Origin of the sequence: Dermacoccus sp. PAMC28757 (genome assembly GCF_014302635.1) — a bacterium.
Classification (GTDB): Bacteria; Actinomycetota; Actinomycetes; order Actinomycetales; family Dermatophilaceae; genus Dermacoccus; species Dermacoccus abyssi.
In genome coordinates this window covers 1,113,089-1,132,074 of sequence record NZ_CP060292.1, presented here as the reverse complement: position 1 = coordinate 1,132,074, position 18,986 = coordinate 1,113,089, and the positions used below count along the sequence as shown (strand labels likewise).

Genomic DNA, 18,986 nt, shown 5'->3' with positions numbered 1-18,986 from the left:
CGACGCGGCGTCAGTTCATCGATGCCGAGCGGTCGTGCGAGGCTTGCATCGCGGCCACCATGGCCGCCCGTACGGCGCGTCGATCCAGCTCTGCGAGCGCCATGATCGTCGTGCCGCCGGGGCTCGAGACCTTCTCGCGAAGCTGCACCGGGGAGTCGCCCGATTCGGCCAGCATCGCACCCGCTCCGACGATCGTCTGGACGGCAAGACGGTGAGCGACGTCACGCTGGAGGCCGAGGAGCACACCCGCCTCGATCATGGCGTCGGCGATGTAGAACAGGTACGCCGGGCCGCTTCCGGAGACGGCGGTGACGGCGTCGTGGTCCTTCTCGGCCACCGTCACGACGTCGCCCGAGGCCGCGAGGAGCGACTTCGTACGGGCCAACTGCTCGTCGGTGCACGCCTCGTTCGGCGTGACGGCGTGCATGCCCTTGCCGACCATCGAGGGGGTGTTCGGCATGACGCGCACGACGGCGACGCCCTCGGGCAGCTTGGCCTCCATCGACTCGAGCGTGCGGCCGACGGCCAAGGAGACGACGACAGCGTCCTTCCTGAGGTGCTCGCCGATCTCGGTGAGGATGTCGTCGAGCTGGTACGGCTTCACGCCGAGCACGACGGTGTCGGCGTCAGCGACGGCCTCGGTGTTGGAGTTCGTCGCCTCGACGCCGAACTTCTCCTTGAGCGCGCTGATGCGCTCGTCACGGCGCGCGGTAGCGACGACGTCGGCGGCGTCGTAACCGCCCGCGAGGGCCCCGGCCATGACGGCCTCGTTCATGTTGCCCGTACCGATGAATGCGATGGTCATGGGGATCAGCCCTTTCCTCGAATGGGGTTCGGCAGGCTCAGCGCCAGCGAGGGGCGCGCGGCCACGAGGTTCGCGACGTACTCGGCCCACCGAGGGCCGTAGGGCACGAGCACGCGGGTGGCGAGCGTGTCGATCTCGCGCTGACGCGCACTCTGGGTACCCAAGGGCGCGATGACCTCGGCGCCTTCCGCTCCGTACCGTTGCACCAACGAGCCCACGATGTCGAGCAGCAGCGCGTCGTCGGTGTCGAAGCTGACCTGCGCGCCGCCGGCCAGCAGTTGCTTCGTGATGTCGACGAAGGCCGCGCCGCTCTCGCGCGCCGACGTGAGGCCGATCGCGGCGTCGAGGCGACCGGTGGCGAGGCGCACCCGCTGCCCCTCACGCGCCAAGTCGGAGACCTCCGTGGGTAGGCGGCGAAGACGCGTCGGCAGGACGATACCGACCTCCGGGAAGTCCTGACGCAGCTCGTGACCGAGAACGTGGACGGCCTCGATGAGCGCGGCATCGGGGATGGTGAGCGTCAGGCTGACGCCGGCGTTGCGCGCCGCCTGACCGACCTCGCGCAGCGCGTTGAGCAGAATGCCGGGCGTGACATCGGGCGCGAGCACACCGAAGGTCGCGACGTCGAGTGTCAGGTCGGGCGCCTCGGTGCCCGCGGCGGCGAGCCAGTTGAGGGCGCCGATCGTCTCCTGGCGTGCGGTGATGATGTCGTCCGGGCTCGCGGCGTGGGGGAGCAACGGCATCCACGAGACGCGCTGCCCACCGACGACGACCTCACCGGTGACGCGGATGGCATCGTCGACGCTCTCCCCCGCAACGAGCACCTTCGAGGCCGCACGCGCGATCGGCCCACGCGACGTCAGCGCCAGCACACGCGAGGTCGCGGCGGGAAGGCGAGGTGTCAGTGAACGAGGGTCCATGGCAAAGGTGTCGTCTCCATAGCGCGATTTCGCTCAAGCCTACTCGGCGGCGTGTACGGGGCACGGCGCCCTCAGGGTGCGGACGCCTCCCCCGCTCCGATGGCGAGGTGGAGGCGGGCGAAGGCGAGGGCCTCGGCGAGATCGATGAGCCTGTCCTCGTCCGAAAGGCGCCGGGTGCCGACCTCGACGACGACGTCCCCGCTGAAGCCCGTTCGAGACAGGTGCTGGAGCAGTTCGGCGCACGGCTGGTTACCTCGGCCGGGCACGAGGTGTTCGTCCTTGTACGAGCCCAAGCCGTCGGCGAGGTGGATGTGCGTGAGGCGGTCACCGAGCTCGTCGGCGAGCGCCAGGGCATCGCTACCGGACGTGGCCGTGTGCGAGAGGTCGAGAGTGGTGTGGGAGTAGTGGTTGCGCCGCAGATCCCAGTGCGGCAGGTAGGCCTGAACCTCGCGGCCCCGGGCCCGCCACGGGAACATGTTCTCGACGGCGAGGCGGATCTGCGGGTGCTCGCGTTCGCGTTGCGCCACACCTTCGACGAAGCCCGTCGCGTACTCCTTCTGCCACCGGAACGGTGGGTGCAGGACGACGGTGGACGCACCGACGTCACGCGCGAGCGCCACGGAGCGGTCGACCTTGCCCCACGGCTCGTTGCCCATGACGCGCTGGGTGAGCAGGAGCGTCGGCGCGTGGACCGACAATACGGGCACACCCCAGCGCTCGACGAGATCCCGCAGGAACTCGGGGTCCTGACTCGCCGCCTCGTTCCACACCATGACCTCGACGCCGTCGTAACCGAGCTCGGCGGCGATACGGAAGGCCGCCGAGGTGCCGAGCGGGTAGCACGACGCCGTCGACAGGCCGACGCGGATGGGTGCGGGCACCGTCATCACTCCAGGGCGTCGAGGCGGCGCAGGATGAGGCCCTCGCGCAGGGCCCACGGGCAAACGTCGAGGCGCTCGACGCCGAAGATGTCCATCGTGGCCTCGATGACGACGGCGCCGGCAAGAACCTGGGCCGAGCGCTCGGGCGAGACGCCCGGCAGCGAGGTGCGCTCCTCGGCGGTCATGCTCGCGAGGCGCGGAACGAGGTCGGCGAGCGCCGCGCGTTCGAGGCTGCGGTGCACGAACGGGCCGTCGCTCGACGGCGCCGCCCCACACATGCGGGCGAGCGATCGGATCGTCTTGCTCGTACCGACGTACCGATCGGGCGTGCCCCAGCGCGTCAGGGTGCGAGCCGACGACGCGATCTGAGTGCGCACCTGGGCACGCACGGCACGCAGGTCCTGGGCCGACGGCGGGTCGCCGTCGAGAGTGCGCGTGAGGCGGCCGGCACCCAGCGGAAGGCTGATGGCGGTGTCGGGCGTCTCGTCGATGCCGGTGGCGAGTTCGAGCGAACCGCCGCCGATGTCGATGCCGAACAGGCGTCCGCTCGACCACCCGAACCAGCGGCGGGTGGCGAGGAAGGTGACGCGGGCTTCGTCCTCGCCGGTGAGGACGCGCAGGCTCTGCCCGGTGACGTCGCGCACGTGGTCGAGAACGGCCTGGCCGTTCGGTGCCTCGCGGATGGCGGAGGTGACGAACGACATGAGCTCGGAGATGCCGAGGTCCTCTGCGATCTGGACGCATTCACCGACGAACTGCGTGAGGTCACGAATGCCCTCGTCGTCGATGAGCCCGTCGGCCGTCACGTGCTCGGACAGGCGCAACAGACGCTTGTGGGACGTGGCAGGAAGTGGCTGAGCCCCGGGATGGGCGTCGACCACGAGGAGGTGGACCGTGTTCGATCCCACGTCGATCACTCCGAGGCGCATGGTTGGCAGGCTATCGGTCTCAGCGGAACGTCGGATACCAGGCCACGTATCCGGACTCCAGCGCCGTGAGGCCCTTACCGAAGTGCTTGTTCAGCAGGGCCTCCAGCGGTTCCTTCGTGCGCACGGCCTCGGAGTAGAAGGCCATCACCTTGTCGTGTCCGTGGGTGTCGCGCAGGTACCGGGCGAATGTGAAGGCCGTGTAGTAGGCGTCCGCGGCGTTCGCTCCGCGCAGTTCCTCGTCGCTCGGCACGTGGGGCGAGATGTCGTCGCGCTTGTGCGGCGCCTGGGGCACGGTGCGCTGCCCGACGTACTCGGCCCACCCTTCGAGCAGCCAGAGCGGACGCTCGGTGGCCAGCTTCTCGAGCGTGAGCGCGTGGAACGCCTCGTGCGCGAGAGTCTCGCGCGTGGTGAGGGTGTCAGGATTCTTCGTCGTCCAGTCGCTCATGACGACGAACGGCAGGCGCCCGCCACCGGTGACCGTGTTGGCCAGCTGAGAGGCTGCCTCCTGGCCGGTGTACTCCTTGAACTCGGCGTTGTCGCGCGGCACGAGGACGAGGAGGGCATTCTTCGAGGCCTGCGGGTCGAGGGCGCGTACCGACGCCGCGGCCTTGGCGCTGGCCTCGACGATTCCGTTCGGTATCCGGGTGCCGTTGGAGGCGACGATCATCGCGCCGCCCGGCGTGCGTGCGTTCATGCCCGCGCCGACCTTGGTCTCGAGATCGCTCTGACGCACGCGTTGCGCCGGGTCGGTGACGGGCTGGGTGGTGGAGGGCGACGACGACCGCTCCGCCTGTTGATCCAGGACGTGACGGACGGCGTCACAACCCGACACGAAGAGGCTCGCCGCGAGGACGCCTGCGGTGACACCCGCACGCACTCGTCGTCGCATCGGCATGCCTTCCTCGCTTCAGGGTTCGAACGCGCTGCTCGCCGGGCGTCCGGGGCCGGGCGGGCCGGCTCGTCACCACAGTAGAGCCCGCCCCTGACAGCCCGCTCCGGCTCTGCTCGGAAGAGGCGACGAACACGCCACCTAAGATCGTGCAGTGACTGAATGTGACCTCGAGATCCCGCGCACGTGGGTGGAGTTCGACGATCCGGCGAGCGAGCCCGACGCGGTCGAACGCTTCCGGTGCGACCTCACGTGGCTGACGTCGAGTTGGACGTGCACGTTCGGTTCCGGCTGCGCGGGCATCGACGCGTCGAAGCCCGACTTCGGGTGCTGCGTGTTGGGCGCCCACTTCACGGGTGACGAGGACGAGAAGCACGTGGCTGAGGTCGTCGCGACGCTGACGCCGGACGACGTCCAGTTCTACGACGAGATCGTCTCGGACGCCGGGTGGGTGGAGACCGACGACGAAGGTGACCGCAAGACACGCGTCGTCGAGGGCGCCTGCGTGTTCCTCAACCGGCCCGGCTTCGGCCAGGCCGTGGACGGCGGGGACGACGACGTCGACAACGGCGCCCCCGGGCTCGGGTGCGCGCTGCACCAGAAGGCGTGGGCGACCGGCGTCGAGCCGTGGACGCTGAAGCCCGAGGTGTGCTGGCAACTGCCGATCCGCCGTTCGTACCGGCGCGTGACGCTGCCCGACGGCGAGGAGTACCTCGAGACGACGATCGCCGAGTACGACCGGCGCGGTTGGGGCTCGGGCGGTCACGATCTCGACTGGTACTGCTCGGGCAACTCCGAGGCGCACATCGGCGCCGACCCCGTCTACGTCTCGCAGAAGCCCGAACTCGTCGAACTCATGGGCAAGCAGGCCTACGACGTCCTCGCCGAGTACTGCGATGCACACCTCGCCGCCGCCCGGGCCTTGGCCGTGACACCGGCGGGTCGCGACCTGCTGCCGCTCTACGTCCACCCCGCGACGCTGGAGGCCGAGGGGCGCTGAGGCTCCGCGCAGGCGTCGCCGCTGGGCTGTGGAACGCCCGACGTTGGGAGTTCTTCGGCCGAAGCAGCGACCGTTGGCCGCGAAACTCCCAAGGTTGGGTGTTTCTCTGCGAGCACGCCTGTGGCGGCCACCCCGACCGACGTCGGGAGTTGGTGCACGAGATCAAGACATCGTGCTCGTCGCTCGCCCGGTCGGTCGACCACCGGCACCACCTCGTCACGACGGGGTTGTCGGTGGCGGGCTCTAGGGTTTGAGCCATGGCAAGCAAGGCTTCGAAGCGACCGACGTACCGGTGCACCGAGTGCGGCTGGCAGACCGTGAAGTGGGTCGGCCGCTGCGGCGAGTGCCAGGCGTGGGGAACCGTCGAGGAGACGGGCGCCGTCGCCGTGCGCACGCAGCCGGCCGCGAAGGTGATAAACCCGGCCAAGCCGATCGGTGACGTCGACGCCACGCGTGCCGCCGTCACGACAACAGGCGTCGGCGAGTTCGACCGCGTCCTCGGCGGCGGCCTCGTACCGGGGGCCGTCATGCTCGTCGCAGGTGAGCCCGGCATCGGCAAGTCCACGCTGCTGCTCGACGTCGCCGCCCGCACCGCGCGTACGGGCGCGAAGGTGCTCTACGTCAGCGGCGAGGAATCCGCTGCTCAGGTGCGTCTGCGCGCCGACCGCACCGACGCCGTGGCCGACACGCTCTATCTCGCGAGCGAAACCGACCTCGCCACCGTGCTCGCCCACATCGACTCCGTCTCCCCCACCCTCCTCGTCATCGACTCGGTGCAAACCATCGCAAGCGCAGAGATCGAGGGCAGCGCGGGCAACGTCTCGCAGGTCCGCGAGGTGGCCGCCGCCGTCATCCAGGTGGCCAAGGCGCGCGGCATCTCCACGGTGCTCGTCGGGCACGTGACGAAGGACGGCTCCATCGCCGGCCCGCGTCTGCTCGAACACCTCGTCGACGTCGTCATCACCTTCGAGGGCGAACGCCACTCGCGGCTGCGCCTCGTGCGAGCGGTGAAGAACCGCTACGGCCCCACCGACGAGGTGGGCTGCTTCGACCTGTCCGACGGCGGCATCGAAGGTCTTGCCGACCCGAGTTCGCTGTTCCTCACGGCCCGCGACAAACCCGTCGCGGGCACGTGCGTCACCGTGACGCTCGAGGGCCGTCGGCCGCTCGTCACCGAAGTGCAGGCCCTTGTCGCACCGTCGGCCGGCGGGTCGCCGCGACGCACGACGTCGGGCGTCGACTCCTCGCGCACCGCGATGATCCTCGCCGTCCTCGAGCGCCGCGCAGGCGCGCCGGTCAGCCGGGCTGACTGCTACGTCTCCACCGTCGGCGGCGCACGGCTGACGGAGCCCGCGGCCGACCTCGCCGTCGCGCTCTCGCTGCTCAGCTCGGCGCAGGAGAAGCCGCTACCCGGCGGCCTCATCGCCGTTGGAGAAGTGGGGCTCTCCGGCGACATCCGGGCTGTCAGCGGTGTCGCGCGTCGACTCGCCGAGGCCGCACGCATCGGCTTCGACAAGGCGATCATCCCTGCCGGCTCGCTCGGCACCGAGAAGCCGCCGGCCGGCATGCGCATCGCAGAATGCGCCGACCTCGGCTCGGCCATGCGCGCTGTCGGCACGGCCTCCTCCGCATCCCATCCGTCGGCCGATGCCGACGCGGCGCCCTCCCCCGGCTGACTCTTCCGACACGCGAACGTGTCCACCGCGGCCCATTCGTACTGCGGAGTACACCCCGCCGACCCTTAGGGTGATGTACGTCGAGCGCGCCTTTCCGGCCGCGCCGACGAAACCGACGACGACTGAGGAACGAAACAAGACGTGTTTTCCGGACGCAATGCCCGCGCGGCCGCCCTCCCGGCCACCCTTTCCCGTAGCTGGCTGCTCGCCAGTGCTATGAAGCCCGAGCTGTTCGACACCGCTCTGGCATCCGAGGCCGACTCGGTCATCTTCGACATCGAGGACGCGGTGCCGGCCGAGCACAAGTCCTCCGCCCGTGACGCGGTGGTCAACGCCCTGCGCGACGGCATGACCGGTTGGGTGCGCATCAACGACATAAACACCGAGTACTGGGCCGACGACCTCGAGGCGCTCCACGGCGTACCCGGACTGCGCGGCGTCATGCTCGCCAAGACGGAGAAGCCGGAGCACGTCACGCTCACGGCCATGCGCCTGGCCGCCGGCACCCCGGTGCTCGCGCTCATCGAATCGGCCCTCGGCGTCGAGAGCGCCACGGCAATCGCCTCGGCCCCGGGCACGTTCCGCCTCGCCTTCGGCGTCGGCGACTTTCGTCGTGACACCGGCGCGAGCGACGACCCGATGGCCCTGGCCTACGCGCGCGCCAAACTCGTCGTGGCCTCCCGCGTCGGCCAGCTGCCCGGCCCGATCGACGGTCCCACGCTGACCGACTCCGACGACGCACTCCTCGAGGCTTGCAAGGTCACGCAGAGCATGGGTATGACCGGCAAGCTGACGCTGCGCGCCGAGCAGACCGACACGATCAACCACGGCCTCGCCCCGAGCGACACCGAGATCAAGTGGGCCGCCGAACTGCTCGACGAGCACGAGCACGGCGGCGGTTCGCGTGACGGCAGCTACGCCCCGCGTCTGGCCCGCGCCCAGAAGATCCGCAACCTCGGCGAGTCCTACGGTCTGTGGACGTCCTGACCGTCCGGTGAACGCGGCCTCGGACGCACGTCACGAAGGTGTCACGACGTGCGTCCGAACCGCCTCGGCACGTTATGTTCAACATGGTGATTCACCGCCCGGTGTGAAGGAGAAGAGCGTGGCTGAGCGTTCCGACGAGACGCTCCTGTGGGAGACCCTCGCGGCCATCGCCCCCGGCACGGAGTTGCGTGACGCCCTGGAGCGCATCCTGCGTGGCCGCACGGGCGCACTCATCGTCGTCGGGCACGACGACGTGGTCGACTCGATCTCCACGGGGGGGTTCCCCATCGACATCGAGTTCTCGGCCACGCGACTTCGCGAGCTGGCCAAGATGGACGGCGGCATCGTCGTCTCGTCGGGTCTCGAACGCATCATTGGCGCCGCCATCCAGTTCGTGCCGGACAGCTCGATCGAGACCCGCGAATCCGGCACGCGTCACCGCACCGCCGAGCGCGTCGCGAAGCAGACCGGCTACCCCGTCATCTCCGTGAGCCAGTCGATGCAGATCATCGCCGTCTACGTCGGCAACCTGCGTCACGTTGTCGAGGGTTCCCCCGCCATCCTGTCGCGCGCCGGTCAGGCCCTGCAGACGCTCGAGCGGTACAAGAAGCGTCTCGACGAGGTCACCGGCTCGCTCTCCGCTCTCGAGATCGAAGACCTCGTGACCGTGCGCGACGTCGCCCAGGTGCTCCAGCGCCTCGAGATGGTGCGCCGGATCAACGACGAGATCTCCGAGTACGTCGTCGAACTCGGTACCGACGGCCGCCTCATCGACCTGCAGCTGCAGGAACTCGTCGGCTCCCTCGGTGACGACCGTGAGCTCGTCATCCGCGACTACGTCGCCTCGGCCCGTGACGGGTTCACGTTCGAGCAGGCCGACGCCAACCTCGCCGCCCTCAGCTCCGCGGACCTCATCGACATCTCCGCCAACGCCCGCGCCGTCGGTTTCGCCGTGGTCGGTGACTCCCTCGACGCGCTCGTCACGCCTCGCGGATACCGCCTGCTGTCGAAGGTGCCGCGCCTGCCGGGCGCCATCATCGAGCGCCTCGTCGACAACTTCGGCAGCCTGCAGGCTCTGCTCGGCGCCGAGTTCGACGACCTGCTTCAGGTCGACGGCGTCGGCGAATCCCGCGCACGCGCTGTGCGCGAGGGGCTCTCCCGCCTCGCCGAGAGCAGCATCCTCGAACGCTACGTCTGAGCGCGTGAGCACCGACCTCGTCGTCCGGCTGAACGACTGGTTCCTCGCCCACTCGCGCCCGCTGCCGTGGCGTGAGCCCGGCACGACGCCCTGGGGCATCTTCCTCTCCGAAGTGATGAGCCAGCAGACCCCCGTCGCCCGCGTCGCGCCGCTGTGGCAGGAGTGGATGGATCGCTGGCCCACGCCCGCGGACCTCGCGGCCGCACCGGCCGGCGACGCCGTCCGTCACTGGGGTCGCCTCGGCTACCCGCGCCGGGCGCTGCGTCTGCACGCGGCGGCCGTTGCGATGGTCGAGCGACATGACGGCGACGTGCCGTCCACGTCCGACGAGCTTCTCGCACTTCCGGGGGTCGGCGAGTACACGGCAGCCGCGGTGGCGGCGTTCGCGTTCGGGGAGCGCATTCCTGTCATCGACACGAACATCCGACGCGTCGAAGCGCGCGCCGTCACGGGTGTTCAGTTCCCGCGCCCCAGCCTCAGCGCTGCCGAGCGGGCGTTGGCCGCTCAACTGCTCCCGCATGAGGACCACGTGTTGTGGAACGCCTCGTCGATGGAGTTCGGTGCGGTCGTGTGCACCGCGAAGGCGCCTGCCTGCGGCGAGTGCCCGGTCCTCGACCTGTGCGCGTGGCAGCAGGCCGGCGCTCCGGCGTACGACGGCCCCGCACGACGCGGACAGGCCTGGGCCGGAACGGATCGCATGGTTCGCGGCAAACTGCTCGCCGTCCTGCGCGAGCGTGACGGCGCGGTGCCGCACGACGACCTGCGTCAGGTCTGGGACGACGAGGTGCAGCGTGAGCGCTGCCTCGACTCGCTCGTAGCCGACGGGCTCGTCGACCTCGTGGGCGACGACTCGTTCGCCCTGCCGGGGCACGCCTAGCCGGTGACGTTCGTTGCGGTTGGTGACGGTGCACCGTCACCAACCGCAACGAACTCAGCCAACCAGAGCGTTGGTCAGGTGGCGGAGCCCTCGCCGTGGAGGTTCAGCGCCTTGAGCACCTCGCGGAGCACGGCCTCCTGGCCGCCCGTGGACTCGACGATGACGCCGGGCTCGTCCTCGCTCAGCTCCTCGAGCGTGTCGAGCTGTGACTGCAGGAGCGACGCCGGCATGTAGTGACCCTTGCGCTCGGCGAGGCGGCGCTCGAGTTCCTCACGCGACACGTCGACGTGGCAGAACGTCACGCCCGGGCGCCCCTCGCGCAGCAGGTCGCGGTATGTGCGCTTGAGCGCACTGCACGTGATGACGGCGCTCTTGCCCTCGCCCTCGTGCTCGTCGATCCACTCACCGATCTTGCGCAGCCACGGCCAGCGGTCCTCGTCCGTGAGCGGGATGCCGTTGCGCATCTTCTCGACGTTCGCCACGGGGTGCAGGTCGTCGCCTTCGACGTACGTCCACCCCAGGTGCTCCGCGAGACCCTCGGCCACGGTGGTCTTGCCGGAGCCGGAGACGCCCATGACGATGACGAACTGCGGTGCACTGGGAGAAGTCATACGGATCACCCTAGACCCGGCGCTCACACGAGCATCCAGGCCATGGCGCAGAACGCGAAGCCCGCGACGGAGATGACGGTCTCCATGAGCGACCACGACTTGAGCGTCTGGACGACCGTGAGCCCGAAGTACTCCTTGACGAGCCAGAAGCCCGCATCGTTGACATGGCTGAAGAACACCGAGCCACACCCGATGGCCAGCACGACGAGGGCGAGCTGGTTGGCGTCGAGGCCGGTGAGCATCGGCGCGACGATGCCGGCCGCAGTGATGGTCGCGACCGTCGCCGAACCCGTCGCGAGACGGATACCGACGGCGACGAGCCACGCCATGAGCAGGGGCGAAAGGTTCTTGCCCTCGGCCCATTCCTTGATGACGTTGCCGACACCGGCGTCGACGAGCAGCGTCTTGAAACCACCACCGGCAGCGACGATGAGGATGATGCCGGCGACGGCGGGCAGGCCGTTGCTCATGACGCCGTTGGCGGTCGCGAGCGACATCCCGCTGCCCTTACCGAGCGCGAACAGGGCGACGAGCACGGCCAGCATGAGTGCCACCGACGGCGTGCCGAAGAACTTCACGACGGTGAGGAACGTGCCCGAGTCGGGCAGGAAGATCTCCGTGATCGATGCGAGCAGCATGAGCACGACAGGCAGCAGGATGCAGCCGATGGCCGCGCCGAACGAAGGGCGCTTCGTGGCGGGCGAGGCGGCCTTGCCGTCCGCCGACTCCTCGGCCAGGTCGGAGTCCCCGACGGCCGCACCGGGCGAACCTGCGTCAGCAGCGAGTTCGGCGGGAGCGTCCACCGGCACGAGTCGGGCAATGAGACGCGCGAGCAGCGGGCCCGCGATGATGAGCGTCGGGATGGCGAGGAGCACGCCGAACATCAGGGTGCGGCCGGTGTCGGCCTTGACCGCTTCGATGGCAGCCACCGGGCCGGGGTGCGGCGGCACGAGTGCGTGGAGCACCGAGAGGCCTGCGAGCGCCGGGATGCCGACGAGCAGCACGGGCTGCTTGGCGCGGCGCGCGACTGAGAGAACCACCGGGATGAGGAGGACGACGCCGATCTCGAAGAACATCGGCAGACCGATGATGGCCGCGACGAGCGCCATCATCCACGGCAGCGCGGCTGCTTTCACGCCGAAGACGAGCTTGTCGACGATGGCGTTGCCGCCGCCGGAGTCCGCGAGCAGCTGGCCGACCATGGCGCCGAGCGCGACGAGCAGACCGACCGAGCCGACCGTCGTGCCGAACCCGGTGGTGAAACTCTTCACTGCGGCCTCGCCGGGCACCCACGCCACGAGCGCAAGCGCCGCGCTTCCGAGGATGAGCGCGAGGAACGGGTGCAGCTTGGCGGCGGTGATGCCGAGGACGACGACGGCGATGCCCGCGAGCGCCGCGAGCGCGAGTTGCCCGGACGACGCGCTCGAGAGCGGCTCGGCAGCGTCGGCTGCCAGGAAGTGGACCATGAGGTGTCCTTCGAACGGAGGTGGGTGAAACGACGTACCGGTCGCACGCGGGCCGACGTCACCTCACCGTAGGACTCCCCCACGGCGGCCAAGCCCCCGGATCGGTTCCGGTTGAGTCACGATCTTTCACCGGCCCGCTCGCCCCCTCGGCTCCCCGTGAGTGACGCGGCTGCGGCGCAAACGCCTGCCACGTACCGCTCGCGATGCCTGCAGCGATCTCGTTCCGGCGCTTGCGGGCCGCCGTGAACGTCGACGCCCGCTCGACGTGAATCACTCCGCCGTTGCGCGCGACGTAGACCGGCCACGGCCGGCGCAGAAGGACGCGCCAAAGGGCCAGAAGCGGAAGAGTCAGGAGCAGCAGTGCCAGCTCGCCCATGACGAGACTTGCCGCCACGACTAGAGGCACGAGGAGAACAACCAGGACGACCGCCCCTGCATCGCCGGAGAGCCCACCGAGACTCCTGGTGTCGCTCTTGCGACGAAACCCAGAAGCAGTTCGGCGACGCGTGGTGTGCCCGGCTCCCACGGCAACCAACGGCATCGCACGCGGTACACCTGCCGACGCGTGGCGTCGTCACCCGCGATCGTCACGTTCACTGCTCCAGTGTCCTCCACGCCTGATCGGTTCGCCCGCACAGTGGGCTGTACTGACCTGCTTCCCCACCCGTTCTCGTACCGTTGTCGACATGAACGAGCCTGCTGCGCTTCGCATCACGGCCCTCGGGAACCGAGTCGCGTCGATGGGCCAGAAGGTCGTCGTCGAGGTCGACGCCGACCGCACGCACGTCACGCTGCGCGCTCCGTTCTACCGTCGCTCGATTCCGCTGCGGGACATCGCATCCGCCGAGGCCCACCCCGACGACGGTCGCAACCACGGCGCCCTCAACTGGTTCGTCGTCGGCCGGGAGAACTCATCCGGCGGCGTGCGCCTCAACACCGGCGGGCAGGCTCGCGTCGACATCGTGACGAGCGACGCTCGCCGTTACGGCGTCGTCGTGGACACCATGGAGCGGGCTCGGCAGATCGTCGACGCCCTCCGCGTCACCGGCCACTGACCCGGCCCGGCCCGGCGCACAGCGCTGGGCCGGCGTCGACGCCAGAGGACAAGGACACACCCCTCAGAGCTGCAGCAGCATCCTCGTGTTGCCGAGCGTGTTCGGCTTCACCCGATCGAGGTCGAGGAACTCGGCGACACCTTCGTCGTATGACTGCAGCAACTCCGCGTACACCTCGCGCGTGACGGGCGCACCCTCGATCTCGACGAAACCGTGGCGACCGAAGAAGGCCGTCTCGAACGTCAGGCAGAACACGCGGCTCACGCCGACGGCGCGGGCGCGGCGCACGAGCTCGTCGAGAATCATCGAGCCGATGCCACGGCCCTTGACCGTCGGCGACACCGCGAGCGTGCGAACCTCCGCCACGTTCTCCCAGATGACGTGCAGGGCGCCGCAGCCGACGATCTCGCCGTCCAGCTCGACGACGACGAACTCCGACAGCGACTCGAAGTACGACACGACGGGCTTGTCGACGATGGCCTTCGACTCGACGTACGGCCCCACGAGCGTCCGAATGCCCCGCACATCGGGCGTGCGGGCGTTGCGCAACTGCGGGGAGGTCATTCCTTCAGCCTACGACGCCGCCGAACGCGGGGTTCGCCGTGATTGGATCGAGAGACTCACGCCCCCGAGTCGGAAAGCGCCAGGCACCCCGTGGAGAACTCACCCCAGCACATCGTCGTCCTCGGCCCCGGCGGTGTCGGTGGCCTCATCGCGGCCCTCGCCTCGCGCGCCGGGCACCGCGTCACGTGCCTCGCGTCCGAGTCGACGGCGGACGTTCTGCGCCGCGACGGCATCGCCGTCAGCAGTGCGCAGTTCGGCCACTTCACCGCGCCGGTCGAAGCCGACACGACGCTGCGTGAGCCCGCCGACCTCGTCTTCGTCACCGTCAAGGCCACGAGCCTCGAGGCGGCGCTCGATCGCCTCGACCCCGACGCCATCGGTGGCGCGCTCATCGTCCCGCTGCTCAACGGCGTCGACCACATGACGCTCCTGCGCGAGCGCTACTCCCCCGAGCAGGTGACGGGCGGGGTCATCCGCGTGGAGGCCACGCGCCCGCGGCCGGGCATCGTCGAGCACGCCAGTTCGTTCGCCGACATCGACCTCGCGAGCGCGACCACCGACCGGGCCCGCCTCGACGAAGCCGCCGCCACGCTGAACGCGATCGGACTCGGCGTTCGCGTCCTCGACGACGAGGCGCAGATGCTCTGGGCCAAGCTCTCCTTCCTCGGCCCGTTCGCCCTGTCGACGACGGTGAACCGCGCGCCCATCGGCGTCGTGCGCACCGAGCACGCCGACGAGCTCGACGCCATGATCGACGAAGCCGCCCTCGTGAGCTCCGCCGAGTGCGGCGCCCGCTTCGACGAACGAGCCCGACAGCTGGCGGAAGCGCTCGGAAACGCCGCGAAGTCCTCGATGCTGCGTGACGCCGAAGCCGGCCGTCCCACGGAGATCGACGCCATCGGCGGCGCCCTCCTGCGCGCCGGGGAGCGTCACGGCATCGACACCCCCGTCATCCGTGACGTCATGACGCGCCTGCAGCCGCAACAGTCCAGCTGAGAGCGCCCCCAGCACACGACGAAGCGGCGGCCCGCCTCCCCGAAGGGAAGCGGGCCGCCGCTTCGTTGTCAGCTCAGCGAGAGCGTCAGGCCGTGGCCGTGCCCTCGCCGCCGCCGGTGTTGCCACCGACCGGGCCGCCGAAGTCCATCGGACCGGACAGGTCGTCCGACAACGGAACAGCGCCCTTCATGTCGGTGTCGACCTGGTCAGATGCTCGCGTGTGCTCCGAGAGCGCCTTCGGCGTGCCGGAGAACGTGAACTTCGCGTCCTTGCCCTCACCGTCGGCGTCCACGAGCACGAGGTCGCCCTTGGACAGCTCGCCGAAGAGGATCTTCTCCGACAGCTGGTCCTCGATCTCGCGCTGGATCGTGCGACGCAGCGGACGAGCACCGAGAGCCGGGTCGTAGCCGCGCTTGGCGAGCAGGTTCTTGGCGGTCTGCGTGAGCTCGATCGCCATGTCCTGGTCCTTGAGGCGCTCGTCCAGCTTCGCGACCATGAGGTCGACGATCTGCACGATCTCCTCCTGCGACAGCTGCGGGAACACGATCGTGTCGTCCACGCGGTTGAGGAACTCGGGGCGGAAGTGCTGCTTGAGCTCCTCCGAGACCTTCGCCTTCATCCGGTCGTAGTTGCTGCGCTGGTCGTTGCCGGCTGCGAAGCCGAGCGTGACGCCCTTCGCGATGTCGCGGGTACCCAGGTTCGTCGTCATGATGATGACGGTGTTCTTGAAGTCCACGACACGGCCCTGGCTGTCGGTCAGGCGACCGTCCTCCAGGATCTGCAGCAGCGAGTTGAAGATGTCGGCGTGAGCCTTCTCCACCTCGTCGAACAGGACGACCGAGAACGGCTTGCGACGCACCTTCTCCGTCAGCTGGCCGCCCTCTTCGTACCCGACGTAGCCGGGGGGCGAACCGAACAGACGCGAGACGGTGTGCTTCTCCGCGTACTCGGACATGTCGAGCGTGATGAGCGCGTCCTCGTCACCGAAGAGGAACTCGGCGAGCGACTTGGCGAGCTCGGTCTTACCCACACCGGTCGGGCCGGCGAAGATGAACGAACCACCGGGACGACGCGGGTCCTTGAGGCCCGCACGCGTACGACGGATGGCCTGCGACAGCGCCTTGATGGCGTCGTCGTTGCCGATGACGCGCTTGTGCAGCTCGTCCTCCATGCGCAGCAGTCGCGAGGACTCCTCCTCGGTCAGCTTGAACACCGGGATGCCGGTGGACGCGGCGAGAACCTCGGCGACGAGCTCCTCGTCGAGCACGGCCGCGACGTCCTGGTCGCCGGCCTTCCAGGCCTTCTCCTTGGCTTCCTTCTCCTCGACGAGCTTGCGCTCGTCGTCGCGCAGGGAGGCGGCCTTCTCGAAGTCCTGGCCGTCGATGGCCGATTCCTTCTCGCGACGCACGTGCGCGATCTTCTCGTCGAACTCGCGCAGCTCCGGCGGAGCCGTCATGCGACGGATGCGCAGGCGAGCGCCGGCCTCGTCGATGAGGTCGATCGCCTTGTCCGGCAGGTACCGGTCGGTGATGTAGCGGTCGGCCATGTTGACGGCGCCGACGAGCGCGGAGTCGGTGATCGTCACGCGGTGGTGCGCCTCGTAGCGGTCACGCAGACCCTTGAGGATCTCGATCGCGTGCGGGATCGACGGCTCGTTGACCTGGATCGGCTGGAAACGACGCTCGAGCGCCGCGTCCTTCTCGATGTGCTTGCGGTACTCGTCGAGCGTCGTCGCACCGACCGTCTGCAGCTCACCGCGGGCGAGCATCGGCTTGAGGATCGACGCGGCGTCGATCGCCCCCTCGGCGGCACCTGCACCGACGAGCGAGTGGATCTCGTCGATGAACAGGATGATGTCGCCGCGCGTGCGGATCTCCTTGAGCACCTTCTTGAGGCGCTCCTCGAAGTCACCGCGGTAGCGGGAACCGGCGACGAGCGAGCCGAGGTCGAGCGAGTAGACGTGCTTGTCCTTGAGCGTCTCGGGCACGTCGCCCGCGACGATCGCGGCGGACAGGCCCTCGACGACAGCCGTCTTACCGACACCGGGCTCACCGATGAGAACCGGGTTGTTCTTCGTACGACGCGACAGCACCTGCATGACGCGCTCGATTTCCTTCTCGCGCCCGATGACCGGGTCGAGCTTGCCCTCGCGGGCGGCCTGCGTCAGGTTGCGACCGAACTGGTCGAGCACCGTCGAACCCGCGGGCGTGCCCTCGGCGGGGCCGGACGACGACGCGCCGACGCCGGCACCGGCCGGCTCACCCTTGCCCTGGTAGCCCGAAAGGAGCTGGATGACGGTGGTGCGCACCGTCGACAGGTCTGCGCCGAGCTTGACGAGGACCTGCGCGGCAACGCCCTCACCCTCGCGGATGAGGCCGAGCAGGATGTGCTCGGTGCCGATGTAGCTGTGGCCGAGCTGCAGCCCCTCACGCAGGGAGAGCTCGAGAACCTTCTTCGCGCGGGGCGTGAAGGGAATGTGGCCGGACTGCGTCTGCTGCCCCTGGCCGATGATCTCCTGAACCTGTTCACGCACGGCGTCCAAGGAGATGCCGAGCGACTCGAGCGCCTTGGCGGCAACGCCTTCGCCTTCGTGGATGAGGCCCAGGAGGATGTGCTCCGTGCCGATGTAGTTGTGGTTGAGCATGCGCGCTTCCTCCTGCGCGAGCACCACCACACGGCGGGCACGGTCGGTAAACCGTTCGAACATGTCATCTCCTCGATGCCGAGATCTCACTCGATGCTAGCCGGGAGCGCCGAGATCGCACGTTTCGCGCGTTCGAGGCTCGCCGGGCTTTGACGTTGCCAACGCCTCGATCCGTCATCCTGTTCCGCATCGACGCCGGAAGTGGCACGCGTTCGCCGTGGGCGGAACCGAGCCCGATGTCCTGCGTGGGTTTGATGCGTGAAACCAACCGGGTCGCGGCTCGCCTCGTCGCTACGCTGGCCGACGTGCAAACCGTCACGCTCCGCCTCCGTGTCTTCGGCCTCGACGTCGATGTCGACGTGCCCGCGGAGCGAGCGGAGTCGATCCGTTCGCAGTGGGCGTGGTGTCTGCCCGATTCGCCTGCCCAGCGCGACATCGCGCCGCTGCCGGGCGCGCCCGAGCTCAACGACGAGCCCCTCACCGTCACGCGCGGCGCCGACGGCGAATCGGACGACCACATCGCCGACTACAACCTCACGACGAGCATCACCCGCGAGGCAATCGGACGCCGCGCAGCCCAGTTCGTCATGCTGCACGCCGGCGGCGTCGCGGAGCCGGAGACCGGCCGAGTCGCCGGGTTCGTCGCCGCATCAGGTACGGGTAAGACGACGGCCACCCGCCACTTCTGCTCCCGCGGCTACGGCTACGTCAGCGACGAGTCGCTCATTATCGGCGAGGCCCGCACGGTCATGCCCTACCCGAAGCCGCTGTCGGTCGTCATCGACCCCAGCGAGCCGTACGAGAAGACACAGCACGACCCTGGCGAGGTGGGGCTCGCGTTCCCTCCGGCCGGGCCGCTGACGCTCGGACCGCTCGTCGTTCTCGTCCGCGAGCGTGGCGAGGAGGCGTCGGGCGACGTCGCCCGCCTGGAGCACATTCATCTCTTCGACGGCCTCGCTCAGGTTCTCCCTCAGTCGTCGGCCATGCCGGAGATTCCCGGTTCGCTCGACGTCCTCGCGCGGCTCGCCCAGGGGGGTGGGGGCATCCACGAGATGCACTACCGGGAAATCGCCGAGACCGAGCACCTCCTGCGGAGGGCCCTCGCGCTCGAACCGCTGGAGCCGTTCTGGCGCCACGTGCCCGGCGCGTGGGGTGACACCTCGCCCTACCTTCCGCCGGAGCAGTTTCCCGTCGACCCCGATCGAGTGGCGGAGGGCCTCGAGGTCGAGCGCGCACGTTTCGTCGACGCCCTCGTCGACGACGAGGTCATGGAGGCCATCGTTCTGCTCGGCGCGGCGCCGGTGCGGATGTCGGGGCTCGCGACACTCGTGTGGGACGCGAGCGCCGAGCCGCGCGACCTCGAGCAGCTCACGGCGCAGTGCGTCGCGGAGCTCGGCGACCACCCGGACGCCACGGCCCTCGTGCAGGAGACCCTCGTCCAGATGCTCGCCGACGGGGTGTTGCGCCCGGTCGAGTAGCGGAGTCGCG

The 18,986-nt window shown here is 69.3% G+C and carries 17 protein-coding genes; 8 read left to right on the top strand and 9 right to left on the bottom strand.

The features are described 5' to 3' along the window. Positions 1-10: 10 nt before the first annotated feature. The 5 genes from proC to H7F30_RS05465 form a co-directional block, all read right to left on the bottom strand. Positions 11-805 (bottom strand): pyrroline-5-carboxylate reductase, encoded by a 795-nt coding sequence (proC, locus tag H7F30_RS05485; RefSeq protein WP_187037277.1) that lies wholly within the window; start codon positions 803-805, stop codon positions 11-13. A gap of 5 nt (positions 806-810) precedes the next feature. Next, positions 811-1,725 carry a hypothetical protein gene (locus tag H7F30_RS05480; RefSeq protein WP_187037275.1) on the bottom strand — a complete coding sequence of 305 codons (915 nt, stop codon included), beginning with the start codon at positions 1,723-1,725 and terminating at the stop codon, positions 811-813. A 71-nt stretch (positions 1,726-1,796) separates the two neighbouring features. Then, on the bottom strand, positions 1,797-2,612 hold the full coding sequence (locus tag H7F30_RS05475; protein ID WP_182434773.1) for a sugar phosphate isomerase/epimerase: 816 nt from the start codon (positions 2,610-2,612) through the stop codon (positions 1,797-1,799). Then, the gene (locus tag H7F30_RS05470; RefSeq protein ID WP_047312443.1) at positions 2,612-3,535 is read right to left on the bottom strand and encodes a Ppx/GppA phosphatase family protein; all 924 of its coding nucleotides are present in this window, start codon (positions 3,533-3,535) and stop codon (positions 2,612-2,614) included. The genes H7F30_RS05475 and H7F30_RS05470 overlap by 1 nt, the downstream gene beginning before the upstream one ends. A 19-nt stretch (positions 3,536-3,554) precedes the next feature. Continuing rightward, on the bottom strand, positions 3,555-4,430 hold the full coding sequence (locus tag H7F30_RS05465) for a hypothetical protein (protein ID WP_187037273.1): 876 nt from the start codon (positions 4,428-4,430) through the stop codon (positions 3,555-3,557). A 148-nt stretch (positions 4,431-4,578) separates the two neighbouring features. On the opposite strand from H7F30_RS05465, the gene H7F30_RS05460 reads away from it, so the two are divergent. The 5 genes from H7F30_RS05460 to H7F30_RS05440 all read left to right on the top strand — a co-directional run bounded on the left by H7F30_RS05460 (position 4,579) and on the right by H7F30_RS05440 (position 10,162). Then, positions 4,579-5,424 carry a hypothetical protein gene (locus H7F30_RS05460; protein ID WP_187037271.1) on the top strand — a complete coding sequence of 282 codons (846 nt, stop codon included), beginning with the start codon at positions 4,579-4,581 and terminating at the stop codon, positions 5,422-5,424. Positions 5,425-5,681: 257 nt separating this feature from the next. Then, entirely contained in the window at positions 5,682-7,100 is a 1,419-nt protein-coding gene (gene radA, locus H7F30_RS05455) for a DNA repair protein RadA (protein WP_187037268.1), read from the top strand. 141 nt (positions 7,101-7,241) lie between these two features. Next, a complete protein-coding gene (locus tag H7F30_RS05450) occupies positions 7,242-8,087 on the top strand; it encodes a CoA ester lyase (protein ID WP_047312448.1) in 846 nt (281 codons plus the stop codon). Between the two features lie 118 nt (positions 8,088-8,205). Continuing rightward, positions 8,206-9,285 carry a DNA integrity scanning diadenylate cyclase DisA gene (gene disA, locus H7F30_RS05445; protein ID WP_187037266.1) on the top strand — a complete coding sequence of 360 codons (1,080 nt, stop codon included), beginning with the start codon at positions 8,206-8,208 and terminating at the stop codon, positions 9,283-9,285. 4 nt (positions 9,286-9,289) lie between these two features. After that, on the top strand, positions 9,290-10,162 hold the full coding sequence (locus tag H7F30_RS05440; RefSeq protein WP_240730164.1) for an A/G-specific adenine glycosylase: 873 nt from the start codon (positions 9,290-9,292) through the stop codon (positions 10,160-10,162). A 74-nt stretch (positions 10,163-10,236) separates the two neighbouring features. Here H7F30_RS05440 and H7F30_RS05435 read toward each other — a convergent pair whose 3' ends face one another. Both H7F30_RS05435 and H7F30_RS05430 read right to left on the bottom strand, forming a co-directional pair. After that, positions 10,237-10,773 carry a gluconokinase gene (locus tag H7F30_RS05435; RefSeq protein ID WP_187037264.1) on the bottom strand — a complete coding sequence of 179 codons (537 nt, stop codon included), beginning with the start codon at positions 10,771-10,773 and terminating at the stop codon, positions 10,237-10,239. Positions 10,774-10,796: 23 nt separating this feature from the next. After that, complete coding sequence (locus tag H7F30_RS05430; RefSeq protein ID WP_187037262.1) at positions 10,797-12,239, bottom strand: gluconate:H+ symporter; 1,443 nt, start codon at positions 12,237-12,239, stop codon at positions 10,797-10,799. Between the two features lie 686 nt (positions 12,240-12,925). On the opposite strand from H7F30_RS05430, the gene H7F30_RS05425 reads away from it, so the two are divergent. Continuing rightward, a complete protein-coding gene (locus H7F30_RS05425) occupies positions 12,926-13,294 on the top strand; it encodes a hypothetical protein (RefSeq protein WP_118915063.1) in 369 nt (122 codons plus the stop codon). A gap of 63 nt (positions 13,295-13,357) precedes the next feature. Here H7F30_RS05425 and H7F30_RS05420 read toward each other — a convergent pair whose 3' ends face one another. Then, on the bottom strand, positions 13,358-13,858 hold the full coding sequence (locus H7F30_RS05420) for an amino-acid N-acetyltransferase (protein ID WP_118915065.1): 501 nt from the start codon (positions 13,856-13,858) through the stop codon (positions 13,358-13,360). A gap of 90 nt (positions 13,859-13,948) precedes the next feature. On the opposite strand from H7F30_RS05420, the gene H7F30_RS05415 reads away from it, so the two are divergent. Further along, positions 13,949-14,854 (top strand): ketopantoate reductase family protein, encoded by a 906-nt coding sequence (locus tag H7F30_RS05415; protein ID WP_187037260.1) that lies wholly within the window; start codon positions 13,949-13,951, stop codon positions 14,852-14,854. Between the two features lie 85 nt (positions 14,855-14,939). On the opposite strand, the gene H7F30_RS05410 is transcribed toward H7F30_RS05415, so the two are convergent. Continuing rightward, on the bottom strand, positions 14,940-17,561 hold the full coding sequence (locus H7F30_RS05410; RefSeq protein WP_129664972.1) for an ATP-dependent Clp protease ATP-binding subunit: 2,622 nt from the start codon (positions 17,559-17,561) through the stop codon (positions 14,940-14,942). A gap of 242 nt (positions 17,562-17,803) precedes the next feature. Here H7F30_RS05410 and H7F30_RS05405 point away from each other — a divergent pair, with 242 nt between their 5' ends. Beyond that, positions 17,804-18,976 (top strand): hypothetical protein, encoded by a 1,173-nt coding sequence (locus H7F30_RS05405; protein ID WP_187037258.1) that lies wholly within the window; start codon positions 17,804-17,806, stop codon positions 18,974-18,976. Positions 18,977-18,986: the final 10 nt, after the last annotated feature.

Bases quoted from the DNA above. Each gene is read 5' to 3' on its own strand.
- proC (WP_187037277.1), bottom strand. From the start codon at position 805: ATGACCATCGCATTCATCGGTACGGGCAACATGAACGAGGCCGTCATG.
- H7F30_RS05480 (WP_187037275.1), bottom strand. From the start codon at position 1,725: ATGGACCCTCGTTCACTGACACCTCGCCTTCCCGCCGCGACCTCGCGT.
- H7F30_RS05475 (WP_182434773.1), bottom strand. From the start codon at position 2,612: ATGACGGTGCCCGCACCCATCCGCGTCGGCCTGTCGACGGCGTCGTGC.
- H7F30_RS05470 (WP_047312443.1), bottom strand. From the start codon at position 3,535: ATGCGCCTCGGAGTGATCGACGTGGGATCGAACACGGTCCACCTCCTC.
- H7F30_RS05465 (WP_187037273.1), bottom strand. From the start codon at position 4,430: ATGCCGATGCGACGACGAGTGCGTGCGGGTGTCACCGCAGGCGTCCTC.
- radA (WP_187037268.1), top strand. From the start codon at position 5,682: ATGGCAAGCAAGGCTTCGAAGCGACCGACGTACCGGTGCACCGAGTGC.
- H7F30_RS05435 (WP_187037264.1), bottom strand. From the start codon at position 10,773: ATGACTTCTCCCAGTGCACCGCAGTTCGTCATCGTCATGGGCGTCTCC.
- H7F30_RS05430 (WP_187037262.1), bottom strand. From the start codon at position 12,239: ATGGTCCACTTCCTGGCAGCCGACGCTGCCGAGCCGCTCTCGAGCGCG.
- H7F30_RS05425 (WP_118915063.1), top strand. From the start codon at position 12,926: ATGAACGAGCCTGCTGCGCTTCGCATCACGGCCCTCGGGAACCGAGTC.
- H7F30_RS05420 (WP_118915065.1), bottom strand. From the start codon at position 13,858: ATGACCTCCCCGCAGTTGCGCAACGCCCGCACGCCCGATGTGCGGGGC.
- H7F30_RS05410 (WP_129664972.1), bottom strand. From the start codon at position 17,561: ATGTTCGAACGGTTTACCGACCGTGCCCGCCGTGTGGTGGTGCTCGCG.